The sequence below is a fragment of the Burkholderia humptydooensis genome (assembly GCF_001513745.1).
Taxonomy (GTDB): domain Bacteria; phylum Pseudomonadota; class Gammaproteobacteria; order Burkholderiales; family Burkholderiaceae; genus Burkholderia; species Burkholderia humptydooensis.
Map to the genome: position 1 here is coordinate 1704720 of NZ_CP013382.1, position 14029 is coordinate 1718748.

General features: G+C 71.1%; 8 protein-coding genes and 1 pseudogene. 6 read left to right on the forward strand and 3 right to left on the reverse strand.

The genetic code is table 11. The features are described from left to right. Positions 1-93 precede the first annotated feature (93 nt). Both AQ610_RS26620 and AQ610_RS26625 read left to right on the forward strand, forming a co-directional pair. The gene (locus AQ610_RS26620; protein ID WP_006027510.1) at positions 94-6135 is read left to right on the forward strand and encodes an alpha-2-macroglobulin family protein; all 6042 of its coding nucleotides are present in this window, start codon (positions 94-96) and stop codon (positions 6133-6135) included. Between the two features lie 7 nt (positions 6136-6142). Then, the gene (locus tag AQ610_RS26625) at positions 6143-8524 is read left to right on the forward strand and encodes a transglycosylase domain-containing protein (protein WP_043282785.1); all 2382 of its coding nucleotides are present in this window, start codon (positions 6143-6145) and stop codon (positions 8522-8524) included. Positions 8525-8634: 110 nt separating this feature from the next. Here AQ610_RS26625 and AQ610_RS26630 read toward each other — a convergent pair whose 3' ends face one another. The 3 genes and pseudogenes from AQ610_RS26630 to AQ610_RS26635 all read right to left on the reverse strand — a co-directional run bounded on the left by AQ610_RS26630 (position 8635) and on the right by AQ610_RS26635 (position 10183). Beyond that, a complete protein-coding gene (locus AQ610_RS26630) occupies positions 8635-8934 on the reverse strand; it encodes a hypothetical protein (protein WP_231748995.1) in 300 nt (99 codons plus the stop codon). 62 nt (positions 8935-8996) lie between these two features. Further along, positions 8997-9278 (reverse strand): annotated as a pseudogene (locus tag AQ610_RS38545) (response regulator); the annotation flags it as partial. Then, positions 9161-10183: a PAS domain-containing protein gene (locus AQ610_RS26635; RefSeq protein ID WP_508601804.1), complete on the reverse strand. Its 1023-nt coding sequence runs from the start codon at positions 10181-10183 to the stop codon at positions 9161-9163. The pseudogene AQ610_RS38545 and the gene AQ610_RS26635, both read right to left, overlap by 118 nt. Positions 10184-10241: 58 nt before the next feature. Here AQ610_RS26635 and AQ610_RS26640 point away from each other — a divergent pair, with 58 nt between their 5' ends. Genes AQ610_RS26640 through AQ610_RS26655 form a run of 4 tightly spaced genes read left to right on the forward strand, consistent with a single transcriptional unit; the run spans position 10242 to position 14017 of the window. Beyond that, positions 10242-10937 carry a TetR/AcrR family transcriptional regulator gene (locus AQ610_RS26640; protein ID WP_043282787.1) on the forward strand — a complete coding sequence of 232 codons (696 nt, stop codon included), beginning with the start codon at positions 10242-10244 and terminating at the stop codon, positions 10935-10937. A gap of 10 nt (positions 10938-10947) precedes the next feature. Beyond that, positions 10948-11943 (forward strand): HlyD family secretion protein, encoded by a 996-nt coding sequence (locus AQ610_RS26645; RefSeq protein WP_006027514.1) that lies wholly within the window; start codon positions 10948-10950, stop codon positions 11941-11943. After that, positions 11940-12884, forward strand: coding sequence for an ABC transporter ATP-binding protein (locus AQ610_RS26650; protein ID WP_006027515.1), 945 nt, complete (start codon positions 11940-11942; stop codon positions 12882-12884). Before AQ610_RS26645 ends, AQ610_RS26650 begins: the two co-directional genes overlap by 4 nt. Further along, complete coding sequence (locus AQ610_RS26655) at positions 12881-14017, forward strand: ABC transporter permease (RefSeq protein WP_009914724.1); 1137 nt, start codon at positions 12881-12883, stop codon at positions 14015-14017. The genes AQ610_RS26650 and AQ610_RS26655 overlap by 4 nt, the downstream gene beginning before the upstream one ends. Positions 14018-14029 lie beyond the last annotated feature (12 nt).

Consider the following 14029-nt stretch of genomic DNA (forward strand, 5'->3'; position numbering starts at 1 on the left):
TCGCCGCCCCTTTTCGCGCCGTTTTCGTTCACCCGGCTCGGTTAGAATTCCGTGCAATCAAACCGAAAGCTTCCGTCAGAGGGCAATCGAGCGATGAAGCACGACGACAAGCGGAACAAGCCAAACAAGCCGAACCCACCGATCCTCCGGCTGCTCTCGCGCATCGGCGCCGTCGCGGCGCTCGGCGCCGCCGCCGCGCTGTCGCTGCAGGCCGACGCGGCGCGCACGACGAGCGTGTCGCCGCAAGGCACCGTTGCCGAAGTCCGGCAGACCGTCGTCAAGTTCGACGAGGCGATGGTCGCGTTCGGCTCGGCATCCGCGCCGGACCCCGCGCGCGTCGCGTGCGCCGATCCCGCCGCCGCGCGCGGCCACGGCCGCTGGCTCGACGACAAGACCTGGGCCTACGATTTCGAGAGCGACCTGCCGCCCGGCGCGCGCTGCACGGTCGCGCTCAACGACACGCTGCGCTCGGTCGCCGGCAACGCGGTGACGGGCCCGCGCCGCTTCGCCTTCCAGACGGGCGGCCCGTTCCCGGTGTCGGTGCGGCCGGGCGCGCGCGAGATCGAGGAGCGGCAGGTGTTCGTCGTCAAGCTGAACGGCCCGGCCGACGAGCGCTCGGCGCTCGCGAACATCTGGTGCGAGGCGGCCGGCATCGGCAACCGCATACCGGTCGCGGCCGCCGACGCGCTGACGCGCGCCGCGCTCCTCGATCACTTCCACTGGAAAAAGGACGCCGCGCGCGTGCTGACGCTCGCGTGCGCGCAGGCGCTGCCCGCGAGCGCGAAGATGCAGCTCGTCTACGGCCGAGGCGTCGCGAGCCCGAGCGGCGTCGCGAACGACACCGAGCGGCGCTACGATTTCACGGTCCGCGCGCCGTTCGCCGCGAGCTTCTCGTGCGAGCGCGAGAACGCGAAGGCGCCGTGCACGCCGCTGCGCCCCCTCACGCTGTCGTTCAACGCCCCCGTCGCGCGCAGCGCCGCCGACAAGATCCGGCTGCACGGCCCGGACGGCGCGATCGCGCCGCGCTTCAAGCCCGACGATCGCTCGGAGGAGGTCACGAGCGTCCAGTTCGCCGCGCCGCTGCCCGCGCAGGCCGCGCTGACGATCGAGCTGCCGCCGGCGCTGCGCGACGTGACGGGCCGCGCGCTGTCGAACGCCGACCTGTTCCCGCTCGCGACGCGCACCGCGCCGATGCCGCCGCTCGCGAAATTCCCGTCGGGCACGTTCGGCATCGTCGAGCGCTTCGCCGAGCCGGATTCGCCCGCGCTCGTGCCCGTCACGCTGCGCAACGTCGAGGCCGATCTGCGCGTCGCGGGGCTGAACGCGGGCGGCGCGCAGTTCTCGAACCTGAAGGTCGAGAACGACAACGAGATCCGCCGCTGGATGCGGCTCGTCGAGCGTTTCGACGGCCGCGCGATGACCGTCGAGTCGATCGACAAGCTTCGCCCCGGCCTGCTCGCGCGCGGCCAGCATCCCGTCTACGCGCCGCTCGCCGCGGGTGAGAGGCCGCCGAAGCCGCAGCACCGGCAGATCGACATCCGCTCGCTGTCGCTGCTCGCGGGCGAGCCCGGCGTACAGACGCTGACGCTGCCGAAGGCCGATCCGAAGGCGCTGCGCCCGTTCGAGATCGTCGGCGTGCCGATCGACAGGCCGGGCTTTCACGTGCTCGAGCTCGCGTCGCCCGCGCTCGGCCGCTCGCTGCTCGCGAAGCCCGCGAAGATGTACGTGCGCACCGCGGTGCTCGTCACGAACCTCGGCGTGCATCTGAAGCTCGGCCGCGAGAACAGCGTCGTCTGGGTGACGACGCTCGACAAGGGCAAGCCCGTGCCGAACGCGCAGGTGCGCGTGTCCGACTGCAATGGCGACGAGATCGCGGCCGGCAAGACGAACGCACAAGGGCTCCTCACGATCGACACGCCCTTCGAGCCGAAGCGCGCATGCGATTATTCGAAGGGCGACGGCGACTATTTCGTATCGGCCCGCGTCGACGATCCGAAGACGGGCCCGGACATGGCGTTCGTGCGATCGAGCTGGAACCGCGGCATCGAATCGTGGCGCTTCGACGTGCCGACCGACATGAGCGGCACGCCGACCGTGCGCGCGCATACCGTGTTCGACCGCACGCTCTTGCGCGCGGGCGAGACGGTGTCGATGAAGCACTTCGTGCGCGCGCAAACGCTGCAGGGCCTCGCGTTCCCGCCGCGCTATCCGTCGCGCGCGACGATCCGCCATCTCGGCAGCGGCCAGACCTATCGCGTGCCGCTCGCGTGGGCCGCCGATCACACCGCCGACACGCGCTTCGCGCTGCCCGCCGCGGCGAAGCTCGGCGAATACGGCGTCGAGCTCGAGGACGGCCCCGAGGACGCGCCGAGCGCGAGCTACTACGGCGGCAGCTTCCGCGTCGAGGCATTCCGGCTGCCCGTCTTCAAAGGCTCGATCGGCGTGCGCGACGCGCAGGCGCGCCCGCTCGTCGGCGCGAAGGACGCGCCGCTCGCGGTGCAGATCGATTACGTATCGGGCGGCGGCGCGTCGAACCTGCCCGTGCAGGTGTCGGCGCTCGTGAAGAGCGCCGCGCCGCCGTTCGCCGAGCGCTACCCCGACTTCGGCTTCGCGCCGTACCGCCCGGAAACGGACGACGCCGCGGCCGACGACGACGCGCAGGACGGCGAGGACGGCGGCAGCGCATCGCGCGGCAACGATCCCGACGCGACGAAGCTCGTCGCCGACAAGATCGCGCTGACGCTCGATCGAACCGGCTCGGGCGCGCTGACGTTGAAGGGCCTGCCCGCCGTCGACGCGCCGAAGCGCGTCGCGCTCGAAGCGACGTTCGCCGATCCGAACGGCGAAGTGCAGACGATCCGCGGCGACGCGATGCTGTGGCCGGCCGCGGTCGTCGCCGGCATCAAGGCGGGCCACTGGGTGTCGGTCGGCCAGCGCGTGCCGGTGCAGGCGCTCGTCGTCGATCTGCAGGGCAAGCCGCGCGCGTCGGCGGCCGTCGAGATCAAGGGCGTCGCGCGCGTGACGACCTCCTCGCGCAAGCGGATGGTCGGCGGCTTTTACGCATACGACAACCGGAGCGACACGCGCGAGCTCGGGGTGCTGTGCTCGGGCAAGACCGATGCGCAGGGCCGGCTGTCGTGCGACGCGACGCTTTCGCAGGCGGGCGACGTGCAGTTGATCGCGGTCGCGAAGGACGGCGACGGCCGCGCGTCGAACGCGTCGACGTCGGTATGGGTCACGCGCGAGGACGAACTCTGGTTCGGCGGCGAGAACACCGACCGGATCGACGTGATCCCCGAAAAGACTTCATACGAGCCGGGCGAGACCGCCCGCTTCCAGGTGCGCATGCCGTTCCGCTACGCAACCGCGCTCGTCGCCGTCGAGCGCGACGGCGTGATCGAGACGCACGTCGTCGAGCTGAACGGCAAGAATCCGACCGTCGATCTGAAGGTCGGCGACACGTGGGGGCCGAACGTCTACGTATCGGTGCTCGCGCTGCGCGGGCGGCTGCGCGAAGTGCCGTGGTACTCGCTCTTCACGTGGGGCTGGAAGGCGCCGCTCGAATGGGCGCGCGCGTTCTGGCGCGAAGGCCGCCATTACGAGGCGCCAACCGCGCTCGTCGATCTGTCCAGGCCCGCGTTCCGCTACGGCCTCGGCGAAATCAAGGTCGGCACGGGCGCGCACCGGCTCGGCGTCGAGGTGACGACCGACGCGGCCCGCTACCCGGTGCGCGGCACCGCGCACGTGCGCGTGAAGGTCACGCTGCCCGACGGCAAGCCCGCGCCCGCCGGCACGCAGATCGCGCTCGCCGCGGTCGACGAGGCGCTCCTCGAGCTGATGCCGAACCGCAGTTGGGACCTGCTCGACGCGATGCTGCAGCGGCGCGCGTACGGCGTCGAGACGGCCACCGCGCAAATGGAGATCGTCGGCCGCCGCCACTTCGGGCGCAAGGCGGTGCCCGCGGGCGGCGGCGGCGGGACGGCGCCGACGCGCGAGCTGTTCGACACGCTGTTGCTGTGGAATCCGCGCGTCACGCTCGACGCGAACGGCGGCGCGAGCGTCGACGTGCCGCTCAACGATGCGCTCACGCGCTTTCGGATCGTCGCGATCGCGGCGGCGGGCGCGGACCGCTTCGGCACCGGCAGCGCGACGATCCGCAGCACGCAGGACCTGCAACTGATCTCGGGCCTGCCGCCGCTCGTGCGCGAAGGCGACGCGTTCCGCGCGCAGGTGACGGTGCGCAACACGACCGGGCGGAAGATGGACGTCGTCGTGACGCCGCGCGTGCCGGGCGTCGACGTCGCGCCGCAGAAGGTGTCGCTCGCGCCCGATTCCGCGCGGGAAATCGCGTGGACGGTCACGGCGCCCGAAGCGGCGGCGGGCGGCGGCGCGGCGGCGGGGGCGCTGAACTGGCGCATCGAGGCGGCCGAGCAAGGCGGCCCGCGCGCGGCCGACGCGCTCACGCTCGCGCAGAAGGTGGTGCCGGCGCTGCCCGTGACGGTCCAGCAGGCGACGCTCGCGCAAGTCGACGGCACGCTGGCCGTGCCCGTCGCGCCGCCCGCCGGCGCGGCGCTCGACGCGCACGGCGCGCCGGCGGGCGGCGTGGCCGTCTCGCTGCAATCGAGGCTCGCCGACGGCCTGCCGGGCGTGCGCCGCTGGTTCGAGCGCTATCCGTACCGCTGCCTCGAACAGCAGGCGTCGCGCGCGATCGGCCTGCGCGATCCGGCGCAATGGCAGGCGCTCGCCGCACGGCTGCCGCTCTATCTCGACCGCGACGGGCTCGCGAGCTACTTCCCGCCTTCGTCCGACGATGCGCACTACGGCAGCCCGTCGCTGTCCGCGTATCTGCTCGTGCTCGCCGACGAGGCGAGCCGCGCCGACGCGCGCTTCGCGCTGCCCGAGGACGTGCGCGCGCAACTCGAATCCGGGCTCGCGCACTTCGTCGAGGGGCGCATCGAGCGCGATGCGTGGGCGCCGCGCCAGGATCGCGACCTGCGCAAGCTCGCGGCGATCGAGGCGCTGTCGCGCCACGGCGCCGCGCAAGGCCGGATGCTCGGCTCGATCGAGATCGCGCCGAACCAGTGGCCGACGTCGGCCGTCCTCGACTATCACGCGATCCTCGCGCGCGTGAAGGACATCGCGCAGCGCGACGAGAAGCGCGCGCAAGTCGAGCAGATCCTGCGCGCGCGGCTGACGTATCAGGGCACGCAGCTCGTGTTCTCGACCGCGCGCGACGACGACCTGTGGTGGCTGATGACGAGCAACGAGACGAACGCGGCGCGCCTCGCGCTCGAGTTCGCCGGCGACGCGGGCTGGAAGGACGAGATGCCGCGCGTCGCGGCCGGCCTCCTCGCGCTGCAGAAGAACGGCGCGTGGCAGACGACGACCGCGAACGCGCTCGGCCTGCTCGCGATCGAGCGCTTCTCGCGCGCGTACGAGAGCGCGAGCGTCGCCGGCACGACGAAGATCGCGCTCGGCGGCGATGCGCGTTCGGTCGCGTGGTCGCAGCCCGCGGGCGCGAAGCCCGCCGTCGCGACGCGCGCCGCCGCCGCGCGCGGCGTGACGCTGCCGTGGCCGCGCGGCGCGCGCGCGCCGGGCACGCTGTCGATCGTGCAGGAAGGCAGCGGCCGCCCGTGGGCGACGATCGAAAGCCTCGCCGCGGTGCCGCTGCGCGCGCCGTTCGCGGCCGGCTACCGGATCGCGAAGACCGTCACGCCGGTGTCGCCCGCGGTCAAGGGCGTGCTCACGCGCGGCGACGTGCTGCGCGTGCGCGTCGACATCGACGCGCAAAGCGACATGACGTGGGTGGTCGTCAACGATCCGATTCCGGCCGGCGCGACGATCCTGGGCTCCGGGCTCGGCCGCGATTCCGAGGCCGCCACGCAAGGCGAGGGCGAAAAGTCGCCCGATGGCGCGCGGCCCGCGTTCGTCGAGCGCGACTTCGACGGCTATCGCGCGTACTACGACTATCTGCCGAAGGGCAAGCTCACGGTCGAGTACACGGTGCGCGTGAACAACGCCGGCACGTTCGGGCTGCCGCCGACGCGCGTCGAGGCGTTGTATGCACCGTCCGTGTACGGGCTGTGGCCGAACCCGCCGATGACGGTCAAGCCGGCCGACGCGGGCAAGCCGTGAGCGGGCGATGAACGGGTTCGCACCGATGCTCGCGCGGCTGGCCGCGCCGTCGGCCATGCGCCGCGCGCTCGCCGCCGCGATGCTCGCCGCGCCGCTCGCCGCGCATGCGCTGCCGGCCTACGACGACGTGCGGCGCGACTGGCGCAGCTCCGACTGGGTGCTGCTCGCGCGCGACGGCGCGCCGCTTCAGCGCACGCGCGTCGACCTCGCCGAGCGGCGCGGCGACTGGATCGCGCTCGCCGACGTGTCGCCCGCGTTTCGCGAGGCGATCGTCGTATCGGAAGACAAGCGCTTCCATGCGCACAGCGGCGTGGACTGGCGCGGCATCGCGGGCGCCGCGTGGGGCAATCTGTGGAACGAGCGCACGCGCGGCGCGTCGACGGTGACGATGCAACTGGCGGGCCTCCTGAGCGACACGCCGCGCCGCTCGGGCCAGCGCTCGCTGCCGCAGAAGGCCGTGCAGGCGATGAACGCGCTGCGGCTCGAACGCGGCTGGCGCAAGGACCAGATCCTCGAGGCGTATCTGAATCTCGTGCCGTTCCGCGGCGAAACGGTCGGGCTCGACGCGATGTCGCACGCGCTGTTCGGCAAGGCGCCGTCGGGGCTCGACGTGCGCGAATCGGCGGTCGCCGCCGCGCTCGTGCGCGCGCCGAACGCGTCCGCCGCGAAGGTCGCCGAGCGCGCGTGCCGTATCCTGCGCGACATGCGCGCCGAGCAGCCGTGCGAATCGCTCGACGGCTACGTGCGCTTCGTGACGTCCGCCCCGCCGCCCGCCGCGCGCGACGACGGCGAAGCGCTCGCGCCGCACTTCGCGCGGCGCGTCGCGGCCGAGGTGAGGCCCGGCGCGGGCGCGCGCGTGCGCTCGACGCTCGACGCGCCGCTGCAGCGCTTCGCGCGCGACACGCTCACGCGCGCGCTCGCCGAGCTGAACGCGCCGACCCATCGGCGCAACGTGCAGGACGGCGCGGTCGTCGTGATCGACAACGCGACGGGCGAGATCCGCGCGTGGGTCGGCTCGTCGGGCGCGCTGTCCGCCGCGCGCGACGTCGACGCGGTGCTCGCGCCGCGCCAGGCCGGCTCGACGCTCAAGCCGTTCCTCTACGCGCAGGCGATCGACGAGCGGCGGCTGACCGCCGCGTCGCTGCTCGACGACGCGCCGATCGATCTCGCCGCGGGCGGCGGCCTGTACATCCCGCAGAACTACGACAAGCACTTCAAGGGCTGGGTCAGCGTGCGCACCGCGCTCGGTGGGTCGCTGAACGTGCCGGCCGTGCGCACGCTCGTGCTCGTCACGCCGCACCGCTTCGCGCGCACGCTGACGGCGCTCGGGCTGCCGCTCGCCGAAGAAGGCGACTACTACGGCTTCAGCCTCGCGCTCGGCAGCGCCGACGTCACGCTGCTGTCGCTCGCGAACGCGTATCGCGCGCTCGCGAACGGCGGCGTCGCGCGCGCGACGCTCGACGTGCCGGGCGGCGGCGGAAACGATGCCTTCAGGTCGCCGCGCTCCGCGTCGAGCGTGTCGAAGTCGGCGATTGCGACGTCGGCGGCTACCAGGTCGGCGGCTTCCACGGCGGCGGTTTCCACGACAGCCGCTTCGAAGCCGGCCGCGTCCAGGCCTGCCGCGCCGCCCGCGCGCGCCACGGCCGGCACGCGCGTATTCAGCGAGGCCGCGAGCTACATCGTCACCGACATCCTCGCCGACAACAACGCACGCGTGCGCACGTTCGGCTTCGACAGCCCGCTCGCGACGCGCTTCTTCTCCGCGGTCAAGACGGGCACCAGCAAGGACATGCGCGACAACTGGGCGGTCGGCTACACGTCGCGCTACACGGTGGGCGTATGGGTCGGCAACGCGGACGGCTCGCCGATGTGGGACGTGTCCGGCGTCACGGGTGCGGCGCCCGTGTGGGCCGCGATCACAGGCTACCTGCACCGCGATCTCGCGAGCCGCGCGCCGCGGCCGCCCGCGGGCGTCGAGCAGCGCCGCGTCGCGTTCGAGCGCGACGTCGAGCCCGCACGCCCCGAGTGGTTCGTCGCCGGCACCGCGCTCGACACGGTGCGCCTCGCCGCGCCCGCGACGACCGGCGCCGGCGGGCCGCGCGCGCCGCTTTCGATCGGCGCGCCGACCGACGGTACAATCTTCGCGATCGATCCGGACATTCCGCCGAAGCATCAGCGGATCTGGTTCGAGCGCGCGGCGGGGCGCGCGGCGCGCTTCTCGTGGCGGCTCGACGGCAAGGTGATCGGGCACGGCGACCGGCTCGCGTGGATGCCGTGGCCGGGATCGCACCGGCTCGAGCTCGTCGACGCGCGCGGCGATGTCGCGGACGCGGTCGGCTTCGAGGTGCGCGGCGCGTTCGCGAGGACGTCGGCCAATCCGAAGCCGTGACGCGGCGAGCGGCCGTTCTCGTGGCAACGCATGTGCGTTCCGTATGTCAACAGACCCTGGGATGGCCGCGAGCAATGCGCCGCGGAGGCCGCCATGAACCGACCAGATTCCTATCGTTCGCTGCTGAACATCCCGGGCTTGCCGCCGCTGCTCGTCGCAGCGATCTTCTCGCGCCTCGCCGGACGGATGTTCGTCCTGACGCTGGTGCTTTTCGTGCTGACGCGGTTTTCGTCGCCCGAGTGGGCCGGATGGCTGACGTTCGCCGCGATCGCGCCCGGGCTGATCGTCAGCCCCGTCGCCGGCGCGATCCTCGATCGCGTGGGACCGACGGCCGCCGTCGGGATCGACTTTGTCGCGAGCGCCGTCTTCGTCGCCGCGGTCGGCGTCGCCGGCTGGGCCGGCTCGGCCACGCACCGTTCGCGCCCGATGCGCCGGCCCGCGTCGCGCACACTTCCCCCGCGACGGCGCGCACTCACAGCGCATCGAGAAACTGCTCGAGCGCCGCCTTCATCTTGCGGATCGCCGCGTCCGCCAGCAGCATCACGAGCTTCGCGACGAAGCCGATCTCGCCGAACGCCTTCACCCGGTCGACGGCGCCCGTCTGGACATCGGCCGGCACGACGATCACGAACGCGTTCAGGCCGTCCTCGCGAATGCGCTCGAGCCCCGCGCCCTTGCCGACCGGCTTCGTCGTGAAGAACGGATCGAAGATCCGCTCGAGGTTCTCGGGCGCGATCCCGCAGCCCGCGTCGGCAACCTCGAACCAGATCCGCGCGGCATCGCCCGCGTCGATGCCCGCGCGGATCGTGATCGCGTCTTGCGCACGCGCGCGAGCCCTTCCTTCGATTCGTCGGCGAGCGCCGGCGCGAGCTGCGGCTGCCGCTCGGCGACGAGCCGCCCGACCGCGTGCGCATGCGCGATCAGCACGTCGAGATAGCCGCCGAGCGTATTCACGTTCGACAGCACGAACCCGACCGGATTGTTGATCTCGTGCGCGATGCCGGCCGCGAGCTGGCCGATCGCCGCGAGCTTTCCCGACTGCAGCAGTTGCTGATGCGCGTGCGCGAGCTGGCGATTCAGGTCCGACAGCTCCGCATGGCGCGCGGTCAGCTCGGCGAGCGCATCGGTCAGCCGCTTCTCGCGGTTTTCCAGCGCTTCATGCGCGATGCAGATATCGGTTGCGTCGACGATCGTCACGCCCACCGCGCCGATGCCGCCGCCTCCGTCGTCGAGCGGGACGAAGCTGCAGTTTTGCCGCATCGCGTCGATCGTGCCGGTGATCGGCCGCGAATGGTCGAAGCGGAACAAATACGAACAGACCTGGCCGATCGCGTTCTCGCGCGAACGGCCCGTGTGGTACTGCATGAAGCCGTTCCACGCGAGGATGCGCATGTCGCGGTCGACCGAGAACACGCCGCAATTGAGCCGCTCGACGATCGCTTCGGACATCTGCATGCTGGCGGATTCGGACATGGCGCGGTTCGGTTCATGCGGAATCAGGTGAGAATCGGACGGAAAGCGGCCGGTGCATCGCGCAGGGCCGAAAAACCGCTTCCCACAACCCGGATGACGGCCGCATCGAATGGCCGCCCCATACTGGGAGTCCCTGCCCGCATCGGCGCGGGAGCGCGCGCCCGGCAACGGCCCGGGCGCATTCATTCCACGTTGAATTTCCCCGCCTTGAATTTAACTAACTCATCAATTAATATCCAGCTCCATGAGCACGAAACGTCACCCAGCCAAGCCACGCGGCCGCCGCCCTTCGGTCGAGAATTTCGACGTGCGCGAGCATCTGCTCGACACCGCCACCCGCCTTTTTTCCGAGCGCGGCATCGCGGCGACCACCATCGCCCAGATCGCCGCCGCCGCCGGGGTCACGTCGGCGCTGGTTCATTACTACTTCACCAATCGCGAAATCCTGCTCGATGCGATCGTCGAGGAACGGCTCGCCCCTTCCATCGGCTTCGTCTGGGACGCCGTCACCGGCGATTCGAACGCCGATCCGTTCGTCATGACGAGCGAGCTCGTCAGCCGCCTGTTCGACGTGACGCACCGCATGCCGTGGCTGCCGCCGCTGTGGTTCCGCGAGGTCGTCAACGAAGGCGGCATGTTGCGCGAGCGCATGATCACGCGCATCCCGTTCGACAGCATCAAGCGCTTCGGCGCCCGCGTCGTGCGCGCGCAGCAGACGGGCGCGGTGAACCCCGGGCTCGACGGGCCGCTCCTGTTCAGCTCGATCGTCGCGCTCGCGATGCTGCCCCAGGCGATCGCCAAGTTGCTGCAGAGCGTTCCCGGCTTCCCGGCCATCGAAAGCGAGACATTGCAGCGGCACGTCACGGCGCTCCTGCTGAACGGCCTCACGCCGCCCGGCAAGCGCGCGGCCGCGGCAAGGCCACGCGCCGCGCATCCATGAGGTCCACGCCATGAAGCGTTTCCGCCCGCGTTTGCGCCCGTTTGCGCGCGCGCTCCCGATCGGCGCAGCGTCCGCCGCATCCGCCGCGTGCGTCATGCTCGGCGCGTGCTCGCATCGGGACGAGACGGCCTGGCAAGGGTATGTCGAAGGCGAATTCGTGTATCTCGCCTCGTCGCAGTCCGGCAAGCTGACCCGGCTCGACGTCGCTCGCGGCCAGCACGTCGACGCGAACGCCGTCGTCTTCACGCTCGAATCCGTCGACGAGGCGAATGCGCTGCGGCAGGCGCAGCAGCAACTCGCCGCGGCGAGCGCGCAATTCGCCGATCTCCGGACGGGCAAGCGGGCGCCCGAAGTCGGCGTGACGAGCGCGCAGCTCGCGCAGGCCGTCGCGACGGCTCGCAAGGCCGAATTGCAATCGGCGCGCGACGAAGCGCAGTATCGTGCGGGCGGCATCCCGAAGGGGCAGCTCGACGATTCGCGCGCGGCCGCCGACGCGGCTCGCGCCCAGGTGCGGGAGCTGACCGACGCGGTCGAGGTCGCGAGGCTGCCGGGGCGGCCGCAGCAACTGCTCGCGCAGGCCGCATTCGTCGAAGCGGCGCAGGCGGCGGTCGCGCAGGCGCAATGGAAGCTCGATCAGACGCGCGTCGCCGCGCCCGCCGGCGGGCGCGTGTACGACACGCTCTATCGCGTCGGCGAATGGGTGCAGGCAGGCAGCCCCGTCGTGCAGATGCTGCCGCCGCAGAACGTGAAGGTGCGCTTCTTCGTGCCGCAGGCCGTGGTCGGATCGCTCGCGCCCGGCCGCGCGCTGACGATCCGCTGCGACGGCTGCGCGTCGGACGTGGCGGCCCGCATCACCTACGTGTCGAGCTCGGCCGAATACACGCCGCCCGTCATCTACAGCAACGAAAGCCGCTCGAAGCTCGTGTTCATGGTCGAGGCGCGCCCTTCCGTCGACGATGCGCAGCGCCTGCATCCCGGCCAGCCTGTCTCGGTGACGCTGCGATGAACACGCGCGACGCGACGCTCGCGATCGACGTGCGCAACCTCAACAAGCGCTTCGGCGACAAGCATGTCGTCAACGATGTGTCGCTGCAGGTCGCGCGCGGCGAGATTTTCGGTTTTCTCGGGCCGAACGGCAGCGGCAAGACCACGTCGATCCGCATGATGTGCGGGTTGCTCACGCCCGACTCGGGCAGCGGCACGTGCCTCGGCTACGACATCGTGCGCGAGAGCGCGCAGATCAAGCGCAACGTCGGCTACATGACGCAACGTTTCTCGTACTGGGACGACATGACGGTTCGCGAGAACCTCGATTTCGTCGCGCGCATCTACCGGATGCGCAACCGCAGGGAAAAGATCGAGCGCGCGCTCGAGCACCTCGGGCTGCAAACGCGCGCCGCCCAGTTGACGGGCGCGCTGTCGGGCGGCTGGAAGCAGCGGCTCGCGCTCGCCGCGTGCATGCTCCACGAACCGGAGCTGCTGCTGCTCGACGAGCCGACGGCGGGCGTCGATCCCACCGCACGCCGGGACTTCTGGGAAGAGCTGCACCGGTTGGCCGCGCAAGGCATTTCGGTGCTGGTCAGCACGCACTACATGGACGAAGCGGAGCGCTGCCACAAGCTCGCCTACCTCGCATACGGCAAGCTGCTCGCGCAGGGCAGCGCGCAGGACATCACGGCGTCGCAGGCACTCGTGACGCGGGCGATTCACGGCGAGCGTCTGGCCGAGCTGTCGGAGCGGTTGCGCAAGACGCCCGGCGTCGACCAGACGGTCGTCTTCGGTTCGTCGCTGCACGCGAGCGGGCGCGATCCCGCAGCGCTCGAAACGGCGATCGCGCAGGCGACGGCCGGCCTGCCCGTGCGGGTGGAGCCGATCGAGACCGGGCTCGAAGACGTCGTCATCTACATGATGGGCCGCACCGCCGACAACTACGGGGCGTCATCGTGAGCGAACTCTTTTCCGTGACGCGCTGGTGGGGCATCGTCCTCAAGGAGTTCATCCAGTTGCGGCGAGACCGCATCACGTTCGGCATGATCATCGGCCTGCCCATCGTGCAACTGGCGCTGTTCGGCTTCGCGATCAACACGGACCCGAAGCATCTTCCCACCGCGATCGTCATCAGCGATCAGAGCCCGTTCTCGCGCAGCTTCGTCTCCGCGATGAAGCAGTCCGGCTACTTCGATTTCGTCGCGACGCTGCCGAACGACGACGCCGGCCGGCGCGCGCTCGCGCGGGGCGACGTGCAGTTCGTCGTATCGATCCCCGTCGATTTCTCGCGCCGGCTGCTGCGCGGCGAACGGCCCGCGCTGCTCGTCGAAGCCGACGCCACCGATCCGACCACGACGCAAGCGCCGCTCGCCGCGCTGCCCGGGCTCGTGCAGTCGGTCGCGGACAGGGACATCACGGGGCCGCTCGCGCATCTGAACGGCGGGGCCGCCGCGTTCGACGTGCGGATCCACCGGCTCTACAACCCGGAAGGCATCACGCAGTACAACGTCGTGCCGGGCCTGATGGGCGTGATCCTGACACTGACGATGGTCATGATGACGGGCCTCGCGATGACGCGCGAACGCGAACGCGGCACGATGGAAAATCTGCTCGCGACGCCCGTGCTGCCCATCGAGGTCATCGCGGGCAAGCTCGTCCCGTATATCGCGATCGGGCTCGTGCAGTCGTCGATCATTCTGGCGGCGGCGCGCTACGTCTTTCAGGTGCCGTTCGTCGGCAGCCTCGTCGCGCTCTATGTCACCGCGCTGCTTTTCATCGCGGCGAACCTGACGGTCGGCATCACGCTGTCGTCGATCGCGCAGAACCAGTTGCAGGCGATGCAGCTCACGATCTTCTACTTCATGCCGAGCCTGTTGCTGTCGGGCTTCATGTTCCCGTTCGCGGGCATGCCCGTATGGGCGCAGTGGATCGGCAACCTGCTGCCGCTCACGTACTTCAATCGCCTCGTGCGCGGCATTCTGCTCAAGGGCAACGGCTGGGCGGACCTCTGGCCCTCGGTGTGGCCGATCGCGATCTTCACCGTCGTCGTGATGGCCGTCGCCGTGCGCTTCTACAGGCGCACGCTCGACTAGGGCGTGACATAT